The sequence below is a fragment of the Dyella sp. genome, assembly GCF_051954575.1.
In the GTDB taxonomy this organism is placed as follows: domain Bacteria; phylum Pseudomonadota; class Gammaproteobacteria; order Xanthomonadales; family Rhodanobacteraceae; genus Dyella_B.
The window spans coordinates 15,288-40,619 of sequence record NZ_JBQCHP010000179.1 but is presented as its reverse complement, the minus strand read 5'-3'; the positions used below and the strand labels follow the sequence as shown (position 1 = coordinate 40,619).

The following is a 25,332-nucleotide window of genomic DNA, read 5'->3' as shown; positions in this document are numbered from 1 at the left end:
AATCAAGGTCGAGCCCGCGTACAGGCATCCTGTGCGGGGGCGACAGGCCAAAGTTTAACGGACATGGCAAAAGCGAAGGACAAAGACAAAAAAGAAAGCGGCGGCACGATCGCCCTCAACAAGCGCGCCCGGCACGAATACCACATCGACCAGCGCTTCGAGGCGGGCATCGCCCTGCAAGGCTGGGAGCTGAAGGCCCTGCGCGCAGGCCGCATCAACTTCGGCGACGGCTATGCCGTAGTGCTCAAGAGCGAGATATTCCTCGTAGGCACCTCCATTCCGCCACTGATCAGCGCCTCCACCCACGTGGTGCCGGTGGACCGGCGCACGCGCAAACTGCTGCTGCATCGCCAGGAAATCGATCAACTGATCGGCGCGGTGGAACGCAAGGGCTACACCCTGGTGCCCATCGCCATGTACTGGAAAGGCAACAAGGTGAAAGTGGAAATCGGCCTGGCCCGCGGCAAGCAGGAACACGACAAGCGCAACGCCGACAAGGAACGCGACTGGCAGCGCGAAAAACAGCGCACCATGCGCTCGCACAACCGCGCCGCCTGAACCATCCACCCGGCCTGTGTAACCAAGCCAGCGCAAGGTGGTCATTCCCACACCGCCTCAAGCTCGCCATTTCCACGAACAGCTCCAGGCCGCCACTTCCACGACCACCCTAAGGCCGCCATGCCCGCAAACACCCTCTAGGCCGTCATTCCCGCGAAAGCGGGAATCCATTGCGCTCTGCGCCGAACGCCAAGTCAGTCGCCACCGCTGTCGAAAAACACCTCCGCTTTCGCAGCTACCACGACCCACGCTGCCACGCCGCTTACTGCACAACGCGCAAACCTTGATATCCCCCACCCCCATCACCATATATAATCGCGTCGCTAACGCGATCTTTTTCCCCGGGGGTGTTCTGGCTTCGACGGGGGTAGTGAGATAGCTTGGTGCATGCCGAGGGGGCAGCTTTCCTCGTAAATCCAGCCGCAAACTTATAGTTGCCAACGACGACAACTACGCTCTGGCCGCTTAAGGCCTAGCCCCGAACCCACTTGTGCCTGTGCTCGTAGGTGTAGGGTCATTATCACGGGATCGCCCAAAGCTGCCGCCTGCCGGCCAGGGTTAAATCAAGCGGGCTGGTCCTTCGATGCGCCTCGCACTCTGTGCTGTCGCGGGACGAGATCCAACAGTGAGCTAAGCATGTAGTACCGGGCGTCAAGCGCCTTCGGACGCGGGTTCGACTCCCGCCACCTCCACCAATAAAGCGAAAACGCCCGGCGAGTGATCGTCGGGCGTTTTTGTTCGGCCAACTAGTTAGTTCATCTGCCTTTTGTATCTTGGAAAGGCTTATGATTCGACACGTGTAAATTCCACAGCAGGTGCATCATGACCGGCAAACAGAAAAAGGTACTGCACGGCGTAGAGCTGAAACCGCGCCCGATTATTCACCCGAAAAAAGATGTGAAGGTCTCTACGCCCGAGGAAAAGAGGCAGGTCGTACAGACGGCCCGGAAAGTAATGGCCACTCACGATAAGGTCCTAAAGGCATTGAAGGATCGATGAATGCTGGACCTCGATTATGTGATTACGATCCATGACGAAATTCTAGCCAAATATGGGGGCCTTCCAGGATTTGCCAGCGGCGGCCGAGGAGGCGTAGAAGCCGCCATCCACCGCGTTGAAAATCACGTCTTTTATGCCGGCCTCAATGATATTTTCGGTATTGCTGCCGCCTATGCAATAGCTATCGCTCGCGGCCACGTGTTCAACGACGGGAACAAGCGAACGGGGCTTGCCTGCGCTCTGACCTATCTGGCGATGGAAGGGATCGTCATTGAGGAACTCGCCGATCTTGAGGAAATCATGGTCGACGTTGCCTACGGCACCATAGATCAAGGTGAGCTTGCTGAATACATGGGTACGATTTGGTTGACATCCCAGTCTGGTCAACCATCGCGCTGAGTTTAAATCGATTCTTCGCGCCCATGAAGAAATCAACAGTAAGCAAGCATGCAGTACCGTGCGTCAAGCGCCTTCGGACGAGGGTTCGCCCGCGCCACCTCTACCAATGACGTGAAACGCCCGGCGAGAGATCGCCGGGCGTTTTTTATTGTCGAGCCCGTCAATCATATTGGATCGTCAGCGCCCGCGCCCACAATAAGTGAACCCGGAACCGTTATTTTGGCAGCGGAAAAGGTGAACCACTGTAACCGTTGCTTTCCACAATTGACAGCCGTCAAAATCGCGCTACCGACGCCGAACACTTCCTCCAAAGAATCTTGGTTTCGCATGCGACGTAGCTAGCGCAGAATCCGAATATGCAGCTAACCAAATCGCTTTTTCTCTTACAGACGGGTCCTGGTGAGAAGATAAGCCTGACATCATCTCTAGAATTTTTTTTTGCAATCCTTTTTTTCTTTTTTCTTTTGTTAAGCCTAGATAATCAACAAATAATAAACCGTCGTCCTCCAAGACAAGAGAGGGTGGCACATCTTTTCTATCTGCGTATATCAGCTCCAAAACTTCCGGCGAAACGACAACGCGCGGATATTTAGCAAGCTTACTTTCCACCTTATACGCTTGAATAAGACCGGCACTAAAGGTGAATGTTCCATTCGAAAAATGCTTATTAACTGCAATCCCTCCGCGGCAAAGAAAACCTTCATCCAATAAAAGGCGTTGATAATCAGCGATCTTTCTTACAAACCATTGAAAATCGGACGCATCATAAGGAAGAGCCACAACTATAGAGTCAGAAAACTGTGTGATTGTGCAACTTGGCTTTTCTCGAAAAACCATAGCAGCGCCTTGGTGGCAAGCAAATAATCTTGTTAAGTAATGCTCCTTTTGATTCCGTATATCCTCCTCAACCATCTCCTTAAAACCGAGGACATCAAGAAAAGCAACATAGTGCTGCCTTAAATTAACCTCCGCAGTCATGTCAGGCATAATTATAGGCCTTCAGAAATATTATAAATAGCCTCAAATAATTTCTTATATGTCTTTATCCTTTCTTCGGCCTGCGTCCAATTGTTCCCAGCCCAAGGCTGACCACTATCGGTAATCAGCGCTGTATCCTGTCTACTGATATTAAAAACAGCCTTACCAACCTCCTGCATTAATGGTGCCAGCTGATTAAAATCGGGAATTTCTGCAATAATTGCTTTTTTTGAAGATGGAAGATACAAATTATTATCATCCTCATGATCCTTCATGACAACTTTTAAAGTTGATGAAATTTCCTTTGGCAGGCGCCCCATCCATAGTTTATAACCAGGCTTTGCCCGCCCAGCATATAATTTGAAAGCTTGAACTATTGCGCCAAGAAATGCAGGCGTACCTTGCCTTATCGGCAATCCCAGTTCTTTATATTGCTCTCTCACCTGGGCGTGCTCAGCCATCCAACGATTAACTATTTTTGACAGCGTCCCAACCGCCTGGACATTAAACCTATCGGGAGCAACAGGAAGAAAAAAACCATCACAAACGAGAAAGAAGGCTCTAGTCAAAGCCCCTGAACTTGGACCAACATCAATAAATACATAATCGTATTCTTCTTTTTCTGCGAGTCTTGTTAAAAAATCTCCTATTGCGACATAAGTTCTCATCAAATTCGTGCGAAGGCTATTCCGTTGCACATGCGCTTCAGCCAAATCGTCTTCGATAGAACTTAAATCTACAGAGCCCCGAAGCAAGTAAAGTCGCTCTTTGACTTTATGAGTTTTGACCTTGTTTAAATCTATAAACGCAGCGTCACCCTGAATTCTCTGGTTCAAAGCATCCAAGACGCTTGTGCCAGGAAGCTCTTCAATTGAAGCGGTAGTTTTGCTTGAATTTGCTGCAGCCTCGTCCATTTCGCTTATGACAGAGGCCAATGCAATTTCAGTCAAATTGCATTGAGGATCAGCATCGACCATCAACACCTTTTTCCCTACATCAGCAATATAGGTTGCCAAGTTAAATGTCGATGTAGTTTTCGATACACCACCCTTGTGGTTGTATAAGGTTATAAATTTCATTCTCTTCCTTTACAAGTTTACTAAACGTACTTAACCACCTGCAGCCCTTTAATCGCCAACATCAAAAACGCACGTCGCTACCCTCTTCTTTCGCCGCATGAACCAGCGCGACCACACCCAGCACGTACGGCATTACCCAGGGAATCGCCGGAATGCCTACGATCATTCCCGGCATGGTGAACCACTGCTCTGAAAGATCGGGATACTGCAATCCGCGCGCCACCAACCCGACGACAGCGATGGCGGCAATGATCGCCATGACCCATGCGGCGATCCGGGGAAGCCAGCCACGACGCATGAAGGACAACGCATACAACGCGGTCGCCACGTAGGTCATCAACCCGGCGAAGAAGAGCAACACATCCGAGGTATTGCCGAGCGGCGTGCCGTACAAGGGCAAGTAGTTCGCTGGCTTGTGCGCCTCCGACATGGTCCAGCCGATCAGGATGGCCGCCCAGATCAGTTGGCAGCCGACCGCGAGCAGGCCGCTGGCCTGCCCCAGCGGGGCGAGCCGGTCGCCGGTCTCGCCGCGTGTCAGCGGCGCGTTGAGCACCAGCAGCCCCGCGCCGAGGAAAGCGGTCGAGACGAACAGGATGATGAATCGCACATGGTTCATCGCCAGGTTGGCGGCGAACGGCGGGCCGTAGCCGGGCATCAGTGTCAACAGCGCCCAGGGCACGATCAGCAGTATGCCGGCGATCGCCACGCTTCGCCGATACTCGCTACCAGAGCGCCACGCAGGAAGCACCAGCGTCAGCGCCGCACCGCCCATCAAGAGCAGTTGACCAATAGTGAGGGCGGCAGATACCGCCGCGGAATAGCGTGCCGGCGCGCCGAAGATTCCGATCGCGACCAGCAAAACGATAAAAAGCAGCAGCGCCGCCCCTTTGTACCGTCCAAGCCGACTAGCCATCGTTGCCCCTTTTTCCGGAACCTGACTGGTTTCCGCCGGGGTGCTCGCGCCGCCCCTGTTTGCCAGAGCATCGCGACAAGCTGCCCAGGCGTCAATGGTCGCCCCTGATACCTGGGCCACGGATGGCCGGGCGCGTGCGAGATCGGATCGCACCCGCCGACCTGGATGAGCACATGCTTGCATCCCCCTGGGCCTTGTGCGCCCGTTTCCTGTTCTCGTAACCTGAGCTGCTGGCTTGGAGAAACGAAAATGCCCAGCACAATCCCTCCATTGCATACCGATTTTCTGAAAAGAGTTCGCGCCGAGGTTGTACGAGACACGCGACTTAATGCCCTGCTGGCCGGCGGCTCGTATATCCACGGTGGCTTTGATCAGCACTCCGACCTGGACTTTGTGGTCGTCGTCGAAGACGACAAATACTCGGAAGTCATGGCATCACGGCATGATTTCGCTCAGCGAGTAGGCGACTTGCTGGCGGCTTTCACCGGGGAGCACGTCGGTGAGCCCAGGTTGCTGATCTGCCTGTATGGGCCATCCCTGATCCATGTCGATCTGAAGTTCGTGAGGTCGGCGGACATGGGCAGTCTTATCGAACGCCCGGCCGTGCTATTCGCACGCGATCCCGAACACATCCAGGCACGGCTTGATGCTGCCGCTATCGCATGGCCAAACCTCGCGCCGGAATGGTTTGAGCAACGGGCCTGGGTGTGGCTTCACTATGGGGCCACCAAGCTTATGCGCGGCGAGTTGTTCGAGGCCCTCGGGATTCTGGCCTTCTTTCGCGAACAAGTGCTTGGTCCGATGTTGCATAGGCGGATGGGCCGGCCGCAGCGCGGTGTGCGGCGGATGGAACTGCTGAGCGATGAGGCAAGCCGAACATTGGCGCGTACGGTGGCAACGCATGACGCCATGTCGGTACGCGCTGCACTGCTGGCGGCGATCGACATGTATGTTGATCTGCGGAGCGATGACGTTCCCCGCGAAATGGTGCGCGGGATGCCGGAGGCTCTTGTTAGCTATCTCGACGAAAGCATCAGTGCCACAAAGTAGCGCATGGCGTCCGGAGCGTTTCAATGATCACTATTGATGTCGTCGACAAGGTCATCGACGTCGTAATTGATCGTAGCGCCCCGCTCAGACAGCGCGGAGTGATCAAGATGCTCTGGCCTTCAAAAGGCAGATCAGCCAGAGCGGGAAGTGCCTGCGGAGAAACACGGTAGCGGGCAGCGGCTACATCATGGCGGGTAATGGCGGCATATGCGGGCAATACGGCAAAGACCAACGAGAGTGTCAACCGATCCGCGATTTTCGAAGGGATCCATCCCTGAGATCCCCATGTGTTCGTTCGACATGTTGAGCGAAATCAGCAGATTATCCGTCCCGCACCTAACTTTTCCTATTACCGCACCGTCATTCCGGCGAAGGCCGGAATCCATCGCCAGCACGAAGCATGGATTCCGGCCTTCGCCGGAATGACGATGTGTTTCTTTTTTTGCAATACGCCAGCGTGAAGCTGCGTCCTTGCTGAGGAAAAAAGCACGCAGCAAAACGTGGGGATATGTCAGGATCCATCCTTGATGTGCGTGATAACAACGAGGTGGGTATTGCTCGCAAAACCTTTGCCTGGCACGGGTGACCGGGCGTTACCCCGGCTGCTATGTCCGTATCACTGGGCCGGGCGAATCTTCCGGCCGTACGCTGGCGAGTGATGCGGACCTTCACACCTGCAGTGCAGGCACCCGTGGGTTCATATTGTGCGCCCATTGGTGTCCGCCTGGCATCAATGACTAAGGGGACATAACCGTATCGCCACCATTATTGCGCAGACCGTATGCTTGCATCGGGAAAGCCCCCCTGGCTGCCGCAATTTCCATAATCCGCCACGAATGTAAAAATAGAAGACAGATATCGGCTATCCATCGCATATGAAAGAACCGTCGCGTGAACTCGCAGCAAAAATCGTCAACGCCGTACTCGAGGAGCGATGCGCATCCGAGGAGGGTATGCGTCGATACCGGCCACTGCTTGAAGAGCGCTCGCACGAGATCGTTGCACGCTTCGCCATTGATGCCGGCGAAGACAACAATAATCTTCCCAAGCAGATCCCTGCCCTACTCAACCTCGCCGATACCATCGTCAAGGATGAGCTAGGCAGCCATCGCTATCCCAAGCCGGCATGCCCGGATGATGGCGGATGCGCCATGTGTTGTACGCATATGCGCATCGTTCTCAGCGCGCAAGAAGCAACCGTCGTTGCTAGGGAATTGCTCGCACTCACCGAGACTGAAAAGGCAAAGATCGCCCACCGACTTCCTTCACTCGGAACATCCGGACCGGGTTCGCAATGTGGCCTGTTGGACGAACAAGGCCTGTGCACGCTCTACACGGCGCGCCCCGTCAACTGCCGCACGCATCGCTCATGCTCGATGACTGCATGCGAGGATCGTGTCCGGCGGGGCCGGAATGCTGGCGAGGAAGTGGTGTTCGCCTACCCGTTCGACGATCTGGTCCGCAAGTCGTTCCATCACCTGGTACAGCCGGATGAAAGACCGGAGTTCCTGGAAATGAATACGTTCCTGGCGAGCATTCTGCATGACGACGCGGAGCTTGCGTCATGGGAATCTGGCCAGAAAAAAGCCGTTCCGCCACTTGGTGATTCTTAGAAAACGATCGATTGCCACGCAAATCCAGGGCGCACGACCGGGCGCCCTGGACGAGTCATCAACGTATCAATGCGCCCAACCCAAACCATCGGGCGAACCATCCGGATGCGCAAACCAGAGCACAGCGTTCTGCCCATTCGGACATCCCACACCAGTGGCTTCGGTAGCCACTACACCGTTGAGTGCGGTAAGTGCCGACTGGTAGCAACTGCCCAGGTTGTCGATGAATTGATAATCGGCCTGACTTTGCCAGTTGCTGTGCTTGCCCGTCACCGTGTTGTAGGTGTTGGTGGAAACGAAGTTGTCGCGCACCTGACTGGCGTAGAGAGCAGCGTCGTGCTTCAGATGTACCGCATCCAGATTGCGCTGCTGGGTTGCGCTGACCGTTCCTTGCAGCGGGTAGGCTTCGTGATTGAGCACATGCCCGGTCATGTCGTAACGCAGATCCAGCGGATACGACGCCGTGACCAGGTCATCGCTCAACACCACCCCTGCCCTGATCCGCTGGCTATGCTGCAGGGTCTGGCTAGCCAGGCGCAGATGCTGACGATATTCCCGGTAGTTCGGGAAGGTGAGTCCATCGAGATAGAAATCCTGCGTATTCTGGAAATGGCTGGTCTGTTCCACGCTGGCATCCACGCGGCCCTTCGACGTGTTGACATAGCCGGTGATGACGAAGCCGCGATCCAGGCTGGTGGTTACCTGGCCTGAAAGACTGTCACCGGTAGGTTGGAGGGTATCGGTGATTGTTGGAGAACCGTTGGAGCTTGCCAGCGTATTGAGTAGCACCGCGCCGCTGACCTGGCTGGATCCCTGGTCCTCGTAAACCAAAAGATTGGCGGCGTCAGGGCGACTAAGCGCAACCGTATGCGGTCCCGATTGATTGAGAACCGCTGCAAACGGCGTCAGGTCCACCCGATATGGGGCATAGTTGAGCAGCTGCGACGGCTGGATCGGTGCGTTGAGCGCATTGAGGAATGCGAAGTTGTCGATCGGTGACAGCAGTGGAAAAACCGGGGCGACGCCGGCGGGCGTGCCGTCGATGCTTACGCCGATTTCCGCAAGGCTGCCGCCGCCGCAGCCTTCGTCTGGCACGTGATCAAACTTGTAAGCGCCGCCGATGGCGAGGTCGCTCGCGAAGGGGCGTTTTTTCTGATTGAACTCCTGATCGGGAACGCAGGTGAACCACCACGGCTCCTGATTGTAGATATCCAGGTAGGCGCGAACGATATTGTGGGGAAGCGTGAGCGTATTGGTGCCCGAAGGTAGGCCAACCACGGCATCGGGCGTTTTCTGCGCCGGGCTTGCGCTGGAGGCAGGATAAAACAGCAACTCTGCCCACATGTTGATGGTGTTGATGCCCTGATAGTTTTGCCAGTAACTCTGGTCCGCAACAAGGCTGGCTACACCATTTTGCGCGGTAGTGAAGAGCGAAGAAAAATCGGTGACATCGCGCTCGACTTCCCAGAAAGGAAAATCGGCGGGTCCAGGCGGCGGTAGGTTCGACATCGTGCCGGCATAGATCTGCACATCCCCCAGGCGGATGGAAGCCCGGGTCGAATCTGTGCCGGAAGTCTGTTCCTGGACAGATACCTTCAATACCACCTTGGCCCACGGTCCCGGACAGTTGGCAGGTGGGGCATAGGCGAAGTTGGCATCCCCTTCAGTCGACCCTGTTGGATATTCTTCAAAAATGCTGCCGTTTGCGATGGTCAGCAGATCCACCTCGCACGGTTTACCGGCAGGCACCGGCACCGTCGATGGTGCTGTTGACACCGGACCTGTCGCGCCAATCTGCGACTGAGCCTGTGCCGTTTGGAAAATCAATGCGAAGGAGACGGGGGCGAGCAAACAGGCCGCAACAGCGCGGCTTTTAGGCGATAAGCATTTCATAGCGAATCCTCCCTGACCCCTGCGCGCGGGATGTTAGGGTCGCGTTCGTCAAGGATTTGCGCAGCCTGTCGAGCTCGGCCGCTAGCGCAAGCTGCGCGTCTCATGACTGACACCGTGTGTCACGCGTCAGCGGATGTCTCATCGTCTGCTGGACAGCTATATGTGCTTTTTCAGGAAGCGTAATGTCGCGTGCTCCAACTGCCGCCGATGCGCGGCCGCAGATGCAGGCACGTATCGGCTGAGGCTTCCGTCCAGCCAAGCATCGAGCAATGGCGGCGCGATATACGAGGCCTTGCAAACCGCCGGCGTATTGCCCAGCCGTTCCGCCACTTGCTTGATCGCATCGGCCAACACGGCACGCCGCGCCTTTTCACCGCCCTTTTCAGGCAGCGGCGTGCGGCACAAAATGCCTGCCGCAATCACCGTACCGCCCCAGGTGCGGAAATCCTTTGCGCTGAACTCGTGCTGTTCGCCGTTGCCGGTGGCCTCGCATAGGTAACGGTTCACCATCGTCGAATCGATGCCGCGGCGTTTGCCTTCATCGTCGAGATATTGAAAAAGCTGCTGTCCCGGCTGTTGCTGCATGCGTCGAATGATCCGTATCAAGCGCTTGTCGTCGAGCAACACATCGCGCCGCTTGCCGCTCTTGCCCTTGAACACAAAATGCAAACGCCCGCGTTCCTGACGCAGATGCTTGGAGCGCAGCGTGGTCAGGCCATAGCTTTGATTTTCGCGCGCATAGGTTTCGTTGCCGACGCGGATCAAGGTTTCGTCCAACAGGCGCACCACCAACGCCAATACCTTGTCGCACGGCAACCCCGGCAAGGCCAGGTCGCGACGAACGCGCCGGCGCAACCCGGGAAGCGCCTTGCCGAAAGCAACCAGTCGATCGAACTTGCCGTGATCGCGCAGGCGTCGCCAATCCGGGTGATAACGGTATTGCTTGCGGCCTCGCGCATCGCGCCCACAGGCTTGCAGATGGCCGCGTGGGTGAGTGCAGATCCACACCTTGGTATAGGCGGGCGGTATCGCCAGCTTGCGTATGCGCGCCAGCTCTCGCGGATGCGTAACGCGCCGCCCGGCATGGTTGTAGTAGACAAAGCCCTTGCCCCGGCGCATACGCGTCAGGCCGGGCTGCAGGTCGCTGACGTATACCAGGCCGACGGACCGTATCTCTTTGCGCAAAATGGGGTCGGGGCTGCTGCGCTTGGTCATCGTGGTCGAGTATCGGCAACGACGGTCAATGGTGCGTGCACCGGGCGTCACCGGCTTAGTTCGCTTCGCCTTGCCCAAATTTGCCAAAACGGCCTAGCTTGCGTTTATGAGCACGATGATTATTTCCTTGCCAGAAAGCTTGAAAGCGTTCGTTGATGATCAGGTCAACGAGCGCGGCTATGGCACCAGCAGTGAATATGTGCGTGAACTGATTCGTCGAGATCAGGAACGCTTGCAATTACGAGACTTGTTGCTGACAGGTGCAAGTCCAAACCTGCGTCAGTGGCTGATGAAGGCTACTTCAATGGTTTGCGAAAGCGTGTCCACTCGACTGCTCGGCCCAGCGCAAAAACCGGGAAGTGAAGACAAACGCATAAACCGCCATACCCAACCGCACCAACTTAGGCCGATAAACTCACTGTTGCCATGATCGCCCCCTCCCCTGCGGGAGCGCCGGGGTGGGGTTGCTTGGGCTTTAGCACGCAGCCGAATCTCGCCATGTTTTTTGTTGGCAAGAAATGCATGGTGATAGATAGCTTGTGGCGGTGTTTAGTTTTGCCGCTCGCTGCGCTCGCACCCCACCCTAGCCCTCCCCTGCAAACAGGGGAGGGGACGCATCCTCGCGAGCGTCGACATGCGCGCTTAAGTCAGGGGCACTTTAGCTCGTCGGACTGTTGCCCAAACCTGTCGTGCGAAACGGCACACGCCCCCCGCATTGATCAATGCGCCAGCGGCAACAACCGACAATCAAACGACCGCCACAATCCATCGCTCCCCTCGATATTGATCACCGGCTCGCCCTCCGTCGCCCCGTACTCGTAGCAACAACGCAAGGCGAACGTGAGCGCGTCGGTTCGCGAGGGAAAGCGCAGCAGCTTTCCGTCCGAAACGAGCACACAGTCGTGCGCTTGTGGCCCCGGATAGCGGAGATAGAAGTGTTGCAAGGAGTCCACCTGGTGCGAAGGGCGGCGTCGACTCCACTCTGGGGTTGCGGCTGTTGGCACATCGTGATGGCGGTGTAGCTTGGTGGTGAACCGGTCAGCCAGGCACGTGGTGTGTGCGCAGCATCACATCGCCATGATGGTAACGTTGGCCTTTGTGTGTCCCAGCCATCACGGCCTTCACGCGTGGTGGCGTGTGGAGATCAAGCCCTGGTGATGGTATCGAACGGTTTGGGCGGCGGCGTGCCGTCGCTGGGCAAGGCGTTGATGGCCATGTCCCGCACGGTGCGGGCAAGAATCACACCTCTTACGAATGCATCCTTCGCGGGACCGGGGTTTTCCGGCGTCTGCACCACGCTGAGGAAGAAGGTGTCGTACAGCGCCCTGATCTTGTCCGCATAGGCGCTGCAGATGATGTCGGCATCGGCGTTGGATGGGGTCGGCATAAATGCTCCCGTTGTCTGTCCGTGAGGGATAAGCACACAGCGGGCCGAACTATAGCGCTGTTTTCGCGTGCGTTCGCTTCCAGGGCCTTCACACGATCATCCGAAGGTCGTGCTCGATCCTCCAAACCGCCCTGCCCGCGCTTGCAATCGGAACGCCACCGAACAAAGGTAGATGGGTTACCTCCCCATCGACCAGAGGATGCATGCATGGAATTTCGACGTCTTGGCGCATCGGGCTTCAAGGTGCCGGTGCTGAGTTTTGGCGCGGCCACCTTCGGCGGCAAAGGTGAGTTCTTCAGCGCCTGGGGCAACACCGACGTGGCCGAAGCGCGCCGGCTGGTGGATATCTGCCTGGATGCGGGCGTGAGCATGTTCGACACGGCGGACATCTATTCCACTGGCGCGTCCGAATCGATACTTGGCGAAGCAATCAAGGGCCGCCGCGACCAAGTGCTGATTTCCACCAAGGCCACCTTCCGTTTCGACGACAAGCCCAACAGTGTCGGGTCCTCTCGCTATCACCTGATCCATGCGATCGACGCGGCATTGAAGCGCCTGGGCACCGACTACATCGACCTGTTCCAGTTGCATGGCTTCGATGCGATGACGCCGGTGGAGGAGACGCTTTCCACGCTGGACGATATGGTGCGCGCCGGCAAGCTTCGTTACCTGGGCGTGTCCAATTTCTCCGGCTGGCATTTGATGAAGTCGCTGGCGGTGGCCGATCGCTACGGTTATTCGCGCTACGTCGCCAATCAAACCTATTACTCGCTGATCGGACGCGATTACGAATGGGAGCTGATGCCGCTCGGCCTGGATCAAGGCCTGGGCGCGGTGGTTTGGAGCCCGCTGGGCTGGGGACGCCTGACCGGCAAGATCCGCCGCAGCCAGCCGCTGCCCGCCACCAGCCGCCTGCACAAGACGGGCGACATGGGGCCGCAGGTGGACAATGAATACCTGTATCGCGTAATCGATGCGATCGACGAGGTCGCCAAGGAAACCGGCAAGAGCGTGCCGCAGATTGCGCTCAACTGGCTGCTACAGCGGCCGACCGTGTCGACCGTGGTGATCGGAGCGCGCAACGAGGAACAGCTGCGGCAGAACCTGGGCGCGATCGGCTGGAACCTCAGCGCCGAGCAGATCGCCAAACTGGATGCGGCCAGCGAAGTGACGCCGGCGTATCCGTATTGGCATCAGCGTGGGTTTGGCGAGCGCAATCCGCAGCCGGTTTAAGATTTTCGCCGAACACCGAATACTCTCGTAGGTTGGGGTGCGAACCCCAACATCGGGCCGCATGAAGATGGCGATGTTAGGGTTTGCACCCCAACCTACATGCGACCGTTTTTCCGGACCTACGAGATGCCGATGGAACCCAAACTCATCACCGAAGCCCGGCTGCTGCCCATTCTCGAACAACTTCGCGACCGCGAACCGATCTTCCATCGTCCAGAACTCGGCACCACGCGTACCGATTTCGAGGCCATGACCGAGCCGGACTTCTGGGAAGTCGGCGCATCCGGCCGCCGCTACAGCCGCCAGTACGTGCTCGACGTATTGGAAGAACGGTACCGGCACCCGGTGGAAGACGATTGGCAAACCAGCGATTTCCACTGCCGGGAAATCGCTGCGGACAATTACCTGCTCACCTATACCTTGCGGCAAGGCGCGCGCATCACGCGCCGCGCCACGCTATGGCGGCATACGGCGCAAGGCTGGAAGATCGTCTATCACCAAGGCACGCTAGTGGCGGAATGACCGGCTAGCCGCCGCCGTTGCGCTGCACGTCGCCGCCATTGAGATGTCCGAGATCGCTCGGCCACTGGTTGTCCTTGCTCTTGGAATTGGACGATGCGCTGACGAAATGCCCGCTCGGATCGAAGGTCAGCAGCGTGGAGACCGTTTTTTCCACCCGCTTGGGAATGCGCGAGCCGGTGGTCGGCGTACCGTCGCCGGCCACTTCCTGATACTTGCTTACGTACTGCAACTGCTGGCTGCCGTCCGGCATGCGCGTTGCCTGGAATGGCTGGCCGAGTGCGGATTCGACCTGCGTGATCGTCGTTACGCCCGGCTTGAACGAGGCGACCGTCGCCGGGTCCACTTTCTGCTGCGAGGTTGCGCAACCTGCCAACACCATCGCGGCCACCATGGCCGCAACCACCTTGTTCATGAAAACTCCCCTTTTTCTTCCTGATGACGATTGATCCTGCGCCGCACATGCTCCGCGAACACGAGGCACCAAGGCGCATGCCTTAAGTCACACGCCCTTTCCAAGCATGGAGCAACCCGGCCGGGAGTCGAGAGCCACTTTGCGCGGAAAAACGCATCGGCATCCATGCCGCTGGTGCTGTGGGAAAGCCTTGTGCGAAGCACGGCTCAGCCCGCCGGCGCCCCGCCCCCGGCGCCTTGCCGTTGACGAATACCTAAAGCCATCAGCGGCTTAGCCGATAGATTGACAAAGCCGTGACAGCAATGCCTCATTAACCGCAGGGGTTCACATTTCCTGCACCGCACGTACCCACTGATAGGTGAGCCATAGACGGCAGATGGTGGCTATGAGCCTGAGTCTTCCTATCCCTGTTACGACAACGCACGAGCCGGAAAACACTGCCTGGCTCGGTTGCCTGATCGAAGCCGAAACGCCCGGCGACGTTTGCACGCTCATCGAAAACCTGTTGCAGTCGCAGCCGCATTGCCTCAAAGCCCGCGTGCTGATGCTTGCGCACCGCAAGGAACAGCGCGCGGCCGAGGCGCAAGCACCCGATCCGGAAGAACTCGCCCTGGCGCGCGACGCATTGAAAGCCGCCGACGGCGTGCGCGCCTCGGTCGATGGCCGGCGCCACGCGCTTGCCCTGCTCGACGCACAGCAGGTGGTGCTGCTGCTCACCATGACCATCGAGGGCTCGGCCAAGAACCTGCTCGCCAACATGGGCGCCCATCTGCAGCTGGGCGTGCGCCAGTTGCGCCACACCATCAAGCTGGCCGAACTCTACGATTCACATAGCCAGCTGGAACATTCGGAAAACCTGCAGCGTGCGTTGTTCTCGATCTCCGAGCTTTCCAGTTCCGAGCTGGACATGCCGGAGATGCTGCGCGAAATCCACCGCATCGTCAGCGGGCTGATGTATGCGGAGAATTTCTTCATTGTCCGCTGCAATCCGGAACAGCAAACGTTGCGTTTTCTGTATTACGCGGACATCAAGGACGAAGACAAACCCCAGACCAATCGCGACATGCGGCTGGAAGACCGCCGCCATACGCTCACCTGGTACCTGCTGACCCAGGGCAAGCCGCTGATGGGCAGCAATGAGCAGTTGCTTGAACAGGTCAACGGCCCGCTGGTGATCGCAGGCCCCGACAGCGACGACTGGCTCGGCGTGCCCATGCTGCGCGACGGCCAAGTGCAAGGCGCGCTGGTGGTGCAAAGCTATGGCACCGGCATCGTCTATTCGTACAGCGATCTCACCCTGCTGGAATTCGTCGGCAACCATATTCTTACCGCGCTGGAACGCAAGGAGATCAAGGACGAGCTCGAACGCCGCGTGCGCGAGCGCACCGAAGAGCTGGCCGAAGTCAACCGCGGTTTGCTGCAGGAAGTACGCGAACGCCACCGCGCCGAACGCCTGCAGGAGGCGCTATTCCAGGTCGCCCAGCTGGCCACCGCCGACATCGACGAAAACGCGTTCTACGAGCGCGTGCACGCCGTGGTCGGTCGATTGCTGGATGCGAAAAACTTTTTCATCGCCCTGCTCAGCGACGACCGCACCAAGCTGGAATTTCCTTATTTCATGGATACCGGCGTGCGCCACCAGCTATCGCGCCCGGTCGGTCGCGGCCTCAGCGAATACGTATTGCGCCGTGGCCTGCCGTGGTCCGGTACGCGCGATGACATCGTCGCGCTTACCCAGGATGGCGAAGTAGTGCCCCACCATATCGGCGAGCCATCGGCCTGCTGGCTGGGCGTGCCGCTGAAAGTGGACGAGTCGGTGATCGGCCTGGTCGCCGTGCAAAGCTACGAAAACGACACCGGCTACGGCCCGCAGGAACAGGAACTGCTCAGCTTCGTCGCGCTGCAGATCGCCAACAGCATCTACCGCCGCCGTTCCGCCGCAGCACTGCACCTGGCCAATCTACGGCTGGAGCATCGCGTGGAAGAACGCACGCAGGAACTGCGTGCTGAGATCGCGCGGCGAGAACAGATGCAGCAGCAACTGCATCACCAGGTGATGCACGACCCGCTTACCGGCCTGCCCAACCGCGGTTACCTGCGCGAGCGGCTGGATCGCGTACTCCATGGCATCCAAAGCGATCCGAACCGTCGCTGCGCATTGCTGTATATCGACGTCGACCGCTTCAAGGTGATCAACGACAGTCTCGGCCACCTGGCCGGCGACGAATTCCTCAAGGCCGTTGCCGTGCGCCTGCTTACGCACGTGCGCGAGCCGGATATGGTGGCGCGGCTTTCCGGCGACGAATTCGCCATCCTGCTGGAAGACATCGAGAACACCAACACGGCCACCATCATCGCCGACCGCGTACTGCAGGCGGTGGCGACGCCGCTGCGCATTTCCGGCAAAGAACTGGAACCCTCCGTCAGCGTAGGCATCGCTTGCGGCGATTCCAGCTACCTGGATGCGGACGAGTTGATCCGCGATGCGGACATGGCGCTGTACCAGGCCAAGGAACTGGGCCGCAAACGCTTCGTGGTGTTCGACGAGGCACTGGCCAAGGGCATGGTGGACGTACTCGCGATGGAAAGCGAGCTGCGCAAGGCGCTGCGGCAGAACGAGTTCGAGCCGCACTTCCAGCCGATCTGCCAGCTCAACGACGGCAAGGTGGTCGGCTACGAAGCGCTGATCCGGTGGAACCATCCGCAGCGCGGTCTGTTGCGACCGTCGGATTTCGTAAAAATCGCCGAAGACAGCGGCCTGATCGAAGCGATCGACTGGCGCCTGTTCGAACTCAGCTGCCGATTGCTAGCCCAGCACGGCTTGAACGATTCATTCATCACCTTCAACGTTTCGGCACTGCATTTGCGCCATGTCGACTTCGACGTGCGCGTGATGAAAATGCTCGAGCGCACCGGCCTCTCGCCCTCTCGCCTGATCACCGAAGTGACTGAAGGCGCGCTGCTGGACAACCCCGAAAGCGTGCGCGCCGTGCTCGACCGCCTGCGCAATGCGGGTGTGGGCGCGGCACTGGACGATTTCGGCACCGGGTACTCCTCGCTCAGCTATCTGCACTCCCTGCCTTTGCGCATGCTGAAGATCGACCGCGCCTTCGTGCACGAACTGGACAAGGCCGGCAGCAGCAACAGCACAACCGTGGTGGCCGCGATCCTGGCCCTGGCGCATGCGCTCAATATCCAGGTGATCGCCGAAGGCATCGAAACCCAGGCGCAACTGGAAACGCTGGTGAGCATGGGCTGTGAAATGGGACAAGGCTATCTTTTGGGCAGCCCCGCGCCGATGGCGCATTGGATGGATCCGCCGGCGTCGCCAGGAACGACGTAGGTTGGGGTGCAAACCCTATATCCCCACGTTTTTGCTTTTTGATACCCGAAGAATCCGTAGGTTGCATTCTTTCTAATCGACAAAAAATAGCGTCGTCATTCCGGCGAAAGCCGGAATCCAGTCAAAAATGGCGTGCGAAGCACACCCCATAAATGGTTTTGTGTGCTGCGCACGACGTATTCAAACTGGATTCCGGCCTTCGCCGGAATGACGACTCGCTTTGAAACGAGATCAGTGTAGATCTTGGCTTTCCCTCGGAACCACGCTCAAAAACGTGGGGATATATCGGGGTTCAAACCCCAACAATGCCATGCACGCATGCACCGAGATGTTGGAGCTTGCACTCCAACCTACGCTTTGCTCGTCCCCATCCGCACCGAATCCAGATGCTGGATATCGCGAATATCCCCCAGCCATACCAAGCCATCCCAATCCGGCCGGTTCCGGTCGATCAGGCGCACCACGCCATTCATGCCTTCCTGGTCGTTGGGGTCCAGAAACAGCTGCACCGTGGGCGTGACGCTCACCACGCCCTCCACCGTTGCGCCATCGTGCTTGACGATGCGCACGGCCGCATTCACGGCCAACTCGTCCACCCATTTCTCGAGCTGGGCAATGTCGCTGGGGCTGGTGTAGACGCGTTCGGCCGAACGTCCCATGTCGCTATCCGCTATCGCTTGAACGGAGGTGAGCTTGGACGACGTGCCGTAAAGGGGATGTGGCCGGCCCGTCACGAGGCGGGCCGGCACGAAACGTGGCGTCAAGCTTGCAGCTTGTCGCGATCGTGTGATTCTTGCTGATGCTTGTCCTTCACTTCGCGCAGCAATTCCAGCACGTGCGCGCGCTGCTCGCGGCGTTTCTGTTCCTGGGCGGCGAGCAGTTCCTGCCGACGCGTGCGCACCGGCGGGGTTTTGGCGGCCGGATGCACGATGCGGCTGATGTAGTCCGAACACATATGCCACAGCGACTGCGGCGACCCCGGAGACCTGCCGGGGGACGTGAAACCAGGGGTGTTCATGAAAGGGCCTCCACCACGCTTACGGTTGCCCGCGGCAGCGGTCGCTGCCCGGGTATTTAATCTGCGCTAAGCACCGTTAGGAGTTTGTAGTGCGGCTGGTTAGGAATTGCTCTTGGAACGAGACAATAAGTGCGGCAGTCCTACGCATAAGCCCCTCTCCCTCCGGGACCTGCGTCGAATCTCAGCTTGCCGGCATGTGTTCCCTCCCCTGCGTGCAAGAGAGGGTTAGGGTGGGGTTGCACGAGCTTGCCGCACAGCACGGACTCATCGCGGGGTTGCCTGACCCCACCCCAGCCCTCCCCTACTTCGCAGGGGAGGGAGCGTTCAATCGCACAGCTGAGATCCGACGCTAATCGGGTCCCGGAGGGAGAGGAGCTCACTCAGAAAGTTATTTGCGAATCACCACATCAGGCGATGCGTAGCAAGTACCGAACGCTCACTCAAGCATGCACCCGCCGATCTTCCACCGCCTTGGCAATCGCTTCGGTCAAGCCCAGGCGATCGTACGGCTTGGACAAGCGCGTCGCCCCGTCACTCAAGTCTTCTTGAATTTCCGCATACCCGGTCGCCAGCACCACCGGCAGCGTGGGCCAGCGGATATTGACCTCGCTGACGAGCTGGGCGCCGGTCATGCCCGGCATCGCGTGGTCGGTGATCAGGACGTCGACGTCCTGGCTGCTTTCCAGTATCTGCAATGCCTCCTCGGCGGAGGCCACTTCCGTCACGCGATGCCCCATATCCTGCAGCACCGCGCCGGAGGTGGTGCGCACCAGCGGATCGTCGTCCACGATCACCACGCGCAGGCTGCGCGCGGCATGTGTCGGCTTGGTCGACACCAGCACCACCGTCGTATCGCCCGTGTCGTGCGCCGTCTGCGGAGCCACGCTGGGCAGCCACATCTCCACCCGCGTGCCGAAACCCTTGCTGCTCTTGATCACTAGGCGCCCGCCCGATTGCTCGGTCAGGCCGTGCACCATCGACAGACCCAGGCCCGTACCCTTGCCCACGCCCTTGGTGGTGAAGAACGGTTCGGTCGCCTTCGCCAGCGTTTCCTCGTCCATGCCCTCGCCTTCGTCGGTAACCGAAAGGCAGACGTAGTCGCCGGGCGCGAGCCGCGTGGAATGCGTGGCGTTGATGGTGACGTTGCGCGCGGCAATGGTCAGGTTGCCGCCTTCGTCCATGGCGTCGCGCGCGTTCACCGACAGGTTCATCAGCGCCAGCTCGAGCTGGTTCGCATCGGTTTTCACGGCATTGAGCGCGGCCGGGAACATGGTGCGGATATTGACCTGCGGACCCAGCGAGCGGCGCAGCAGTTCGGTCATGTTGGCCACCAGCGACACGATGTCCACCGGCGCCACGCGCAATTCCTGCTTGCGCGCAAAGGCCAGCATGCGCTGCGTCAACGCAGCGCCGCGCTGCACCGCCGATTGCGCGTTCTGCGCCAGCCGGCGCAGCGGCGAATCCTGCGGCAGCTTCAGCTCCATCATGTCCAGGCAGCTCTGGATCACCATCAACAGATTATTGAAATCGTGGGCCACGCCCCCGGTGAGCTTGCCGATGGCTTCGGTCTTCTGCGACTGGAACAACGCCTCGCGTGCGCGGTCCAGCTCCTGCGCCGCTTCGCGCTGCTCGGTCACGTCACGCGTGATCTTGGCGAAACCGATCAATTCACCGTTGTCGTCCAGGATGCGGTCCACGATCACATGCGCCCAGAAGCGGGTGCCGTCCTTGCGTACGCGCCAACCTTCGGTTTCCACGCGCCCGTGAATGGCGGCGCGCGCCAGGTTTTTCTGCGGCTCGCCCGCGTCGCGGTCGGCTTGGGTATAAAACGAGGAGAAATGCTTGCCGATGATTTCCTCGGGCCGGTAGCCCTTGATGCGCTCGGCGCCGTAGTTCCAGCTGGACACATGGCCATCCTTGTCCAGCATGAAGATCGCGTAGTCGGTCACGCTCTGCACCAGCAGGCGGAACTGCTCCTGGCTGCGGCGCAAGGTCTTGTCGGCTTCCTTGCGCTCGGGAAGCGCGCGCACGACTTTCACGAAGCCGGTCAGCGCGCCGTTTTCGTCATGCACCGGCTCGGTCACCGCATGCGCCCAGTAGGGTTGCCCGTCCTTGCGCAGACGCCAGTTTTCGCATTCATGGCGCCCCTCGTTGCGGGCGATGTCCAGCTCGCGACGCGGAAGGTTTTCGTCCCGATCCCGCAATGAATAAAAACATTCGATGTGCTGGCCGATCATCTCGTCCGCACGATAGCCGGTCATGCGTTCTGCGCCGCGGTTCCAGCTGACCACCACGCCGCGCGTATCGAGCATGAAAATGGCGTAGTCCCTGATCGACTCGACCATCAGACGGTACCTGTTTTCAGCAGCCTGCGATGAAAGAGAAGTAGCGGCAATCTTCGTAGATAGGTTTGCCATGCGCCTTTAAGCCGTCATAACCATGGAGCGAAAATGTGAAGAAGCGATGAAGAAAACACGGCATCCTCCCCTGCAAGAACGCAGCCAGCGTTGTACGTCAAAGGTTTGCAAAGTGTCATCGTCGGTCGCACGCACAATGGACACCTGTGCGTGCTCCGATTGTGAACCTCAAGCAAGCTTCATGTAAGTACATGTTGCTCATTTTGGGAAGTGCAAGCAGGCATACATCCCCAAGCGCTTCACCCTCGCGTCACCCTCGCTCATCGCACCGCATACGACAACGGTGGCAAAACAGCAGGGACGCGCTGATGTAATCCGTGCACAGGCGCCTACCGATGCATCGAGGCCGAGCTTTCCATGTCAGATGACGCCTGCAACGTACTTATCAATGGGTTCGAACACAAACTTCCATCCACAGATAACTTGCTGAACGGCCTTACGCGGCTGGGCATCGACGTCCCGCATGTCTGCTATCTGAAAACGCTGGGCCCGCTGCAAACCTGCGACACCTGCATGGTGGAGGTCAACGGCAAACTGGTGCGCAGCTGCGCTGCCACAGTCCAGGCGGGCGACGTCGTCATGACCGATTCGCCCGCGGCGCTGAAGGCGCGCGAGGAAGCCATGGATCGCATCCTCGCCAAGCACGAGCTGTATTGCACGGTGTGCGAAAACAATACCGGCGACTGCGAGTTGCACAACACCTTCGCCAACATGGACATCGCCATCCAGCGTTACAAATTCACGCGAAAACCACACAAAAAAGACGAATCCAACGCGTTCTATACCTACGACCCGGATCAGTGCATCCTATGCGGACGCTGCGTGGAAGCGTGCCAGAACGTCGAAGTCAACGAGACGCTGAGCATCGACTACAGCAACCCGCATCCGCGCGTACTGTGGGATGCCGGCAAGCCGATCGGCGAGTCCAGCTGTGTCTCCTGCGGGCACTGCGTCACCGTATGCCCCTGCAATGCCCTGCTGGAACGCACGCTGCAACCGGATGCCGGCCCCTTCACCGCGATCAAGGCCGATACCAAGCGCTCGATGATCGACTTCATCAAGGCGCTGGAGGATACGACCGGCGCGCCGCCGATCACCGCCATTTCCAAGATCGACGTCGCCTTGCGGCAACAGGAAATCAAGCGCACGAAAACAGTGTGCCCCTACTGCGGCGTGGGCTGCGCGTTCGAGCTGTGGACGCGCGGACGCGAGATATTGAAAGTGCAGCCGGTGGAACAGGCCCCGGTCAATGGCATTTCCACGTGCATAAAAGGCAAGTTCGCGTGGGATTTCGTCAACGCCAAGGAACGCCTCACCACCCCGCTGATCCGCGAGAACGGCCAATTCCGCGAAGCCACCTGGGCCGAGGCGCTGGACCTGGTCGCCAAGCGGCTCAAGCAGATCCACGACCGGCATGGGCCGAAATCGATCGGCTTTATCGGCTCCAGCAAGGCCAGCAATGAAGAAGCATATCTGACGCAGAAGATCGCGCGACTGATCTTCCGCACCAACAGCGTGGACAATTCCTCGCGCTATTGCCAGAACCCTGCCACGCAGGGCCTGTTCCGCACCGTGGGTTACGGCGGCGATGCCGGCTCGATCAAGGACATCGAATCGGCTGCGCTGGTGATCCTGGTCGGCTCCAACACTGCCGAATGCCATCCGGTGATCGCCGCGCGCATCAAGGCGGCGCACAAGCTGCGCGGGCAGAAGCTGATCGTGGTCGATCCGCGCAAGCACGAGATGGCGGCGCGTGCAGACATCCATCTGAGGGTAAAAAGCAGCACCGACCTGGCGTGGGCCTGCGCCACTGCGCGCTACATCTTCGATCACGACCTGGAAGACACGGTGTTTCTCCGCACGCACGTCAATGGCCTGGACGAATTCCGCGCATCGCTGGAACCGTTCACGCTGGAATTCGCCGAGTGCACTACCGGTCTTCCGCGAGCGCAGATCGTGCAAGCGGCGGAGATGATCGCGCACGCGCCGTCGGTCTGCCTGTTGTGGGCGATGGGCATCACGCAGCACAGCCACGGTTCGGACACCAGCACGGCCTTGTCGAACCTGTTGCTGGTCACCGGCAATTACGGCCGCCCGGGCACCGGCGGTTATCCCATGCGCGGCCACAACAACGTGCAGGGCGCCAGCGATTTCGGTTGCCTGAAGAACGTGTATCCGGGCTACGAAAAAGTCACCGACCAGGCGGCGCGCGAACGCTGGGCCAAGGCCTGGGGCGTGCCGCCGGAACATCTTTCTGATGAAGTGGGGCTGGACAACTTCAGCATGGTGGAGAAGGCGTCCAAGGGCGAAGTGAAAGCGATGATGGTGATCGGCGAGGAAACCGCCATTTCCGATGCCGATACGCAGAACGTGATCAAGGCGTTCAAACAGCTCGAATTCTTCGTGGTGCTGGACATCTTCCCCAGCCGCACCGCGGAATTCGCCGACGTGATCCTGCCCGCCTGCACTAGCGTGGAAAAGGACGGCAGCTTCGTCAACACCGAGCGCCGCATCCAACGCTTCTACAAGGCAATGGAGCCGCTCGGCGACAGCCGGCCCGACTGGCAGATCCTTACCGAACTGGCCAAACAGCTTGGCCACGATTGGGGCTATACGCATCCGTCGCAGATCATGGCCGAATGCGCCGGCATCGCGAAGATGTTCGCCGGCGTCAGCTACGAACGCCTGGAAGGCTGGAAATCGCTGCAGTGGCCGGTGAAGGAAGACGGCACTGACACGCCCCTGCTCTACACCGACGGTTTTCATTTCCCCGATCGCAAGGCGAAGCTGCATCCAGTGAAGTGGGAAGCGCCAGCCGAAGAAGCCGACGCCACGTTCGACATCCTGCTCGACAACGGCCGCCTGCTGGAACATTTCCAGTCCACCAACCAGACCGGGCGCGGCCCGCGCGTGCGGCACGAATCACCGCACTGGTTCGTGGAAATCAGCCCTGAACTCGCGGCCGAACATGGCATCGAGGACGGCACCTGGCTGCGCATCATCTCGCGCCGCGCGCAGGTGGACGTGCGCGCCACCGTCACCGATCGCGTCAGCGGCAAAACCATGTACCTGCCTATCCATCACTCCAAGCCCGGCGTCAACATGCTGACCGGCGAGCATCACGATGCGGAGGTCAACACGCCCGCCTACAAGGAACTGGCCGTGCGTATCGAGAAACTGCCGCAACCGAAAGGCGAACCGCCATTGCCGTATCGCAATCACCGCTACGGCAAACGCACGCCGAACCTGGGGCCCGATGCGGAACAGAAATGGCAGCGCGCCGAATACGAAGAACCGCCGAGCACCATCGAACATCCCGAGACACTTTAAGGATGCCCTGATCTATTCCACGCACCCGGCATGACGTCCAGAAGGCTCGCAGGGTGTGTTGCGTGGCGCAGGGCAGACTGGCCGTCTGTTCCTCGCTCCTCAAAGCCGGGCACATCCATGTGCCCTCCCCGCGTGCAAGCCGCGCGGCGCAGCCTGCGGGCCTTCTGGACGTCACCCCGTCATTTAACTCGGAATGTTGGGGCCGCACTGTATGCGCGCCTCGCTGCGCCACAGTGCCGAGACAGACAGCCAGTCTGCCTTCACCACGTAAAAACCTCGAGGCGCGCATACAGTGCGGTGACGGGTACGTGGAATAGATCAGGGCATCCTTATGGCCGAACCCATCAGCTATCAGCCCAAGCCGCCAACGATCGGCCCCACCGCGCGCGAGGAATTGGAGCAGTTGCTGGAAACCCTGCACGGTTCCGGGTTGCTGCGTTTGGCCAACGATCTTGCCGCCGGCAGGCAGGATATCGTCGGCATACTTTTCGAAGGCCTCAATCTGGAAAGCTCGCGCTACGCAGTGCAGAACATCGCCGCCCTGCTGATGATGCTTGGACAGATTCCACCCTCGCGCTTCTACAAGATCACCAGCACGGTGAAAGATGCGCTGCTGGCTGCGGCGGAAGAACCTCCAGCTCAGAAAGAACCGCCTGGCGTGCGTGGGTTGTACAAAGCGCTGAAGGATGAAGAGACATGGCATGCGCTTTCGCCATTGGTGCAAGGCTTGCTCGCGTTGGGTGAAGGGATGCGCAAGCCGGCGCCGGAGAAGCCGATTTCGGCGGTGACGGGGAAGCCGAGTGATGCGTGAAGTGGTTGAGTGATTGACGACATGCTACGGAGCGCATCGTCTGGTGTTTCAACATAACCATCAATCTCACTTCACCGTCATTCCGGCGAAGGCCGGAGTCCATGCTGGCCGTTGCGCAGAGCTTCATTGAATCGACATGTATCTCGCATGGATATAAATGGA

22 protein-coding genes and 1 other RNA gene are annotated in these 25,332 nt (G+C 58.9%); 12 read left to right on the top strand and 11 right to left on the bottom strand.

The window, feature by feature from the left end; all coding sequences use genetic code 11:
* The first annotated feature begins 63 nt into the window (after window positions 1-63).
* From smpB to ACTHNE_RS20740, 4 genes are all read left to right on the top strand, one after another.
* Window positions 64-558 carry an SsrA-binding protein SmpB gene (smpB, locus tag ACTHNE_RS20755; protein WP_440270208.1) on the top strand — a complete coding sequence of 165 codons (495 nt, stop codon included), beginning with the start codon at window positions 64-66 and terminating at the stop codon, window positions 556-558.
* Window positions 559-901: 343 nt separating this feature from the next.
* Window positions 902-1,253: a transfer-messenger RNA gene (gene ssrA, locus ACTHNE_RS20750) on the top strand.
* Between the two features lie 127 nt (window positions 1,254-1,380).
* The gene (locus tag ACTHNE_RS20745; protein WP_440270207.1) at window positions 1,381-1,557 is read left to right on the top strand and encodes a hypothetical protein; all 177 of its coding nucleotides are present in this window, start codon (window positions 1,381-1,383) and stop codon (window positions 1,555-1,557) included.
* Window positions 1,558-1,956: a type II toxin-antitoxin system death-on-curing family toxin gene (locus ACTHNE_RS20740; RefSeq protein ID WP_440270206.1), complete on the top strand. Its 399-nt coding sequence runs from the start codon at window positions 1,558-1,560 to the stop codon at window positions 1,954-1,956.
* Window positions 1,957-2,241: 285 nt separating this feature from the next.
* Here ACTHNE_RS20740 and ACTHNE_RS20735 read toward each other — a convergent pair whose 3' ends face one another.
* From ACTHNE_RS20735 to ACTHNE_RS20725, 3 genes are all read right to left on the bottom strand, one after another.
* Window positions 2,242-2,934, bottom strand: a complete 693-nt coding sequence (locus ACTHNE_RS20735) for a hypothetical protein (protein WP_440270205.1) — start codon at window positions 2,932-2,934, stop codon at window positions 2,242-2,244.
* A gap of 11 nt (window positions 2,935-2,945) precedes the next feature.
* The gene (locus ACTHNE_RS20730; RefSeq protein ID WP_440270204.1) at window positions 2,946-4,013 is read right to left on the bottom strand and encodes a ParA family protein; all 1,068 of its coding nucleotides are present in this window, start codon (window positions 4,011-4,013) and stop codon (window positions 2,946-2,948) included.
* A 61-nt stretch (window positions 4,014-4,074) separates the two neighbouring features.
* Window positions 4,075-5,046, bottom strand: a complete 972-nt coding sequence (locus ACTHNE_RS20725) for a hypothetical protein (protein WP_440270203.1) — start codon at window positions 5,044-5,046, stop codon at window positions 4,075-4,077.
* A gap of 129 nt (window positions 5,047-5,175) precedes the next feature.
* Here ACTHNE_RS20725 and ACTHNE_RS20720 point away from each other — a divergent pair, with 129 nt between their 5' ends.
* Both ACTHNE_RS20720 and ACTHNE_RS20715 read left to right on the top strand, forming a co-directional pair.
* Entirely contained in the window at window positions 5,176-5,976 is an 801-nt protein-coding gene (locus ACTHNE_RS20720) for a hypothetical protein (RefSeq protein WP_440270202.1), read from the top strand.
* A gap of 875 nt (window positions 5,977-6,851) precedes the next feature.
* Window positions 6,852-7,589, top strand: coding sequence for a YkgJ family cysteine cluster protein (locus ACTHNE_RS20715; protein ID WP_440270201.1), 738 nt, complete (start codon window positions 6,852-6,854; stop codon window positions 7,587-7,589).
* 66 nt (window positions 7,590-7,655) lie between these two features.
* Here the strand turns inward: ACTHNE_RS20715 and ACTHNE_RS20710 are convergent, their stop codons facing one another.
* Window positions 7,656-9,482, bottom strand: a complete 1,827-nt coding sequence (locus ACTHNE_RS20710) for a peptide-N4-asparagine amidase (protein ID WP_440270200.1) — start codon at window positions 9,480-9,482, stop codon at window positions 7,656-7,658.
* Between the two features lie 156 nt (window positions 9,483-9,638).
* Window positions 9,639-10,697 (bottom strand): DNA topoisomerase IB, encoded by a 1,059-nt coding sequence (locus tag ACTHNE_RS20705; protein ID WP_440270199.1) that lies wholly within the window; start codon window positions 10,695-10,697, stop codon window positions 9,639-9,641.
* 106 nt (window positions 10,698-10,803) lie between these two features.
* Here ACTHNE_RS20705 and ACTHNE_RS20700 point away from each other — a divergent pair, with 106 nt between their 5' ends.
* Window positions 10,804-11,127, top strand: a complete 324-nt coding sequence (locus ACTHNE_RS20700; protein ID WP_440270198.1) for a ribbon-helix-helix domain-containing protein — start codon at window positions 10,804-10,806, stop codon at window positions 11,125-11,127.
* A gap of 289 nt (window positions 11,128-11,416) precedes the next feature.
* On the opposite strand, the gene ACTHNE_RS20695 is transcribed toward ACTHNE_RS20700, so the two are convergent.
* Window positions 11,417-11,641, bottom strand: coding sequence for a hypothetical protein (locus ACTHNE_RS20695; protein ID WP_324938864.1), 225 nt, complete (start codon window positions 11,639-11,641; stop codon window positions 11,417-11,419).
* Between the two features lie 200 nt (window positions 11,642-11,841).
* Complete coding sequence (locus ACTHNE_RS20690; protein WP_324938868.1) at window positions 11,842-12,084, bottom strand: hypothetical protein; 243 nt, start codon at window positions 12,082-12,084, stop codon at window positions 11,842-11,844.
* A 207-nt stretch (window positions 12,085-12,291) separates the two neighbouring features.
* Between ACTHNE_RS20690 and ACTHNE_RS20685 the strand changes: the two genes are divergently transcribed.
* Together ACTHNE_RS20685 and ACTHNE_RS20680 are read left to right on the top strand one after the other, a co-directional pair.
* Window positions 12,292-13,317: an aldo/keto reductase gene (locus ACTHNE_RS20685; protein WP_440270197.1), complete on the top strand. Its 1,026-nt coding sequence runs from the start codon at window positions 12,292-12,294 to the stop codon at window positions 13,315-13,317.
* A 132-nt stretch (window positions 13,318-13,449) separates the two neighbouring features.
* Window positions 13,450-13,839: a nuclear transport factor 2 family protein gene (locus ACTHNE_RS20680; RefSeq protein WP_324938874.1), complete on the top strand. Its 390-nt coding sequence runs from the start codon at window positions 13,450-13,452 to the stop codon at window positions 13,837-13,839.
* Between the two features lie 4 nt (window positions 13,840-13,843).
* Here the strand turns inward: ACTHNE_RS20680 and ACTHNE_RS20675 are convergent, their stop codons facing one another.
* Window positions 13,844-14,251: a hypothetical protein gene (locus ACTHNE_RS20675; RefSeq protein WP_324938877.1), complete on the bottom strand. Its 408-nt coding sequence runs from the start codon at window positions 14,249-14,251 to the stop codon at window positions 13,844-13,846.
* A 385-nt stretch (window positions 14,252-14,636) separates the two neighbouring features.
* On the opposite strand from ACTHNE_RS20675, the gene ACTHNE_RS20670 reads away from it, so the two are divergent.
* Window positions 14,637-17,594, top strand: coding sequence for an EAL domain-containing protein (locus ACTHNE_RS20670; protein WP_440270196.1), 2,958 nt, complete (start codon window positions 14,637-14,639; stop codon window positions 17,592-17,594).
* Between the two features lie 350 nt (window positions 17,595-17,944).
* Here the strand turns inward: ACTHNE_RS20670 and ACTHNE_RS20665 are convergent, their stop codons facing one another.
* From ACTHNE_RS20665 to ACTHNE_RS20655, 3 genes are all read right to left on the bottom strand, one after another.
* Window positions 17,945-18,253, bottom strand: coding sequence for a DUF3247 family protein (locus ACTHNE_RS20665; protein ID WP_440270195.1), 309 nt, complete (start codon window positions 18,251-18,253; stop codon window positions 17,945-17,947).
* Between the two features lie 101 nt (window positions 18,254-18,354).
* Window positions 18,355-18,612, bottom strand: coding sequence for a hypothetical protein (locus ACTHNE_RS20660; RefSeq protein ID WP_324947889.1), 258 nt, complete (start codon window positions 18,610-18,612; stop codon window positions 18,355-18,357).
* Window positions 18,613-19,052: 440 nt separating this feature from the next.
* Window positions 19,053-21,029 carry a hybrid sensor histidine kinase/response regulator gene (locus ACTHNE_RS20655; RefSeq protein ID WP_324947891.1) on the bottom strand — a complete coding sequence of 659 codons (1,977 nt, stop codon included), beginning with the start codon at window positions 21,027-21,029 and terminating at the stop codon, window positions 19,053-19,055.
* A 357-nt stretch (window positions 21,030-21,386) separates the two neighbouring features.
* Between ACTHNE_RS20655 and fdhF the strand changes: the two genes are divergently transcribed.
* Together fdhF and ACTHNE_RS20645 are read left to right on the top strand one after the other, a co-directional pair.
* Window positions 21,387-24,359 (top strand): formate dehydrogenase subunit alpha, encoded by a 2,973-nt coding sequence (fdhF, locus tag ACTHNE_RS20650; RefSeq protein WP_440270194.1) that lies wholly within the window; start codon window positions 21,387-21,389, stop codon window positions 24,357-24,359.
* 331 nt (window positions 24,360-24,690) lie between these two features.
* Window positions 24,691-25,170, top strand: a complete 480-nt coding sequence (locus ACTHNE_RS20645) for a DUF1641 domain-containing protein (protein WP_440270193.1) — start codon at window positions 24,691-24,693, stop codon at window positions 25,168-25,170.
* The last annotated feature ends 162 nt before the right edge of the window (window positions 25,171-25,332 follow it).

Excerpts from the sequence above, each read along its gene's own strand:
- ACTHNE_RS20705 (WP_440270199.1), bottom strand. The coding sequence starts at position 10,697 with ATGACCAAGCGCAGCAGCCCCGACCCCATTTTGCGCAAAGAGATACGG.
- ACTHNE_RS20670 (WP_440270196.1), top strand. The coding sequence starts at position 14,637 with ATGAGCCTGAGTCTTCCTATCCCTGTTACGACAACGCACGAGCCGGAA.
- ACTHNE_RS20730 (WP_440270204.1), bottom strand. The coding sequence starts at position 4,013 with ATGAAATTTATAACCTTATACAACCACAAGGGTGGTGTATCGAAAACT.
- fdhF (WP_440270194.1), top strand. The coding sequence starts at position 21,387 with ATGTCAGATGACGCCTGCAACGTACTTATCAATGGGTTCGAACACAAA.
- ACTHNE_RS20675 (WP_324938877.1), bottom strand. The coding sequence starts at position 14,251 with ATGAACAAGGTGGTTGCGGCCATGGTGGCCGCGATGGTGTTGGCAGGT.
- ACTHNE_RS20660 (WP_324947889.1), bottom strand. The coding sequence starts at position 18,612 with ATGAACACCCCTGGTTTCACGTCCCCCGGCAGGTCTCCGGGGTCGCCG.
- ACTHNE_RS20665 (WP_440270195.1), bottom strand. The coding sequence starts at position 18,253 with ATGGGACGTTCGGCCGAACGCGTCTACACCAGCCCCAGCGACATTGCC.
- ACTHNE_RS20680 (WP_324938874.1), top strand. The coding sequence starts at position 13,450 with ATGGAACCCAAACTCATCACCGAAGCCCGGCTGCTGCCCATTCTCGAA.
- ACTHNE_RS20740 (WP_440270206.1), top strand. The coding sequence starts at position 1,558 with ATGCTGGACCTCGATTATGTGATTACGATCCATGACGAAATTCTAGCC.
- ACTHNE_RS20745 (WP_440270207.1), top strand. The coding sequence starts at position 1,381 with ATGACCGGCAAACAGAAAAAGGTACTGCACGGCGTAGAGCTGAAACCG.
- ACTHNE_RS20715 (WP_440270201.1), top strand. The coding sequence starts at position 6,852 with ATGAAAGAACCGTCGCGTGAACTCGCAGCAAAAATCGTCAACGCCGTA.
- ACTHNE_RS20735 (WP_440270205.1), bottom strand. The coding sequence starts at position 2,934 with ATGACTGCGGAGGTTAATTTAAGGCAGCACTATGTTGCTTTTCTTGAT.
- ACTHNE_RS20720 (WP_440270202.1), top strand. The coding sequence starts at position 5,176 with ATGCCCAGCACAATCCCTCCATTGCATACCGATTTTCTGAAAAGAGTT.
- ACTHNE_RS20710 (WP_440270200.1), bottom strand. The coding sequence starts at position 9,482 with ATGAAATGCTTATCGCCTAAAAGCCGCGCTGTTGCGGCCTGTTTGCTC.
- ACTHNE_RS20700 (WP_440270198.1), top strand. The coding sequence starts at position 10,804 with ATGAGCACGATGATTATTTCCTTGCCAGAAAGCTTGAAAGCGTTCGTT.
- ACTHNE_RS20685 (WP_440270197.1), top strand. The coding sequence starts at position 12,292 with ATGGAATTTCGACGTCTTGGCGCATCGGGCTTCAAGGTGCCGGTGCTG.
- ACTHNE_RS20645 (WP_440270193.1), top strand. The coding sequence starts at position 24,691 with ATGGCCGAACCCATCAGCTATCAGCCCAAGCCGCCAACGATCGGCCCC.
- ACTHNE_RS20690 (WP_324938868.1), bottom strand. The coding sequence starts at position 12,084 with ATGCCGACCCCATCCAACGCCGATGCCGACATCATCTGCAGCGCCTAT.
- ACTHNE_RS20655 (WP_324947891.1), bottom strand. The coding sequence starts at position 21,029 with ATGGCAAACCTATCTACGAAGATTGCCGCTACTTCTCTTTCATCGCAG.
- smpB (WP_440270208.1), top strand. The coding sequence starts at position 64 with ATGGCAAAAGCGAAGGACAAAGACAAAAAAGAAAGCGGCGGCACGATC.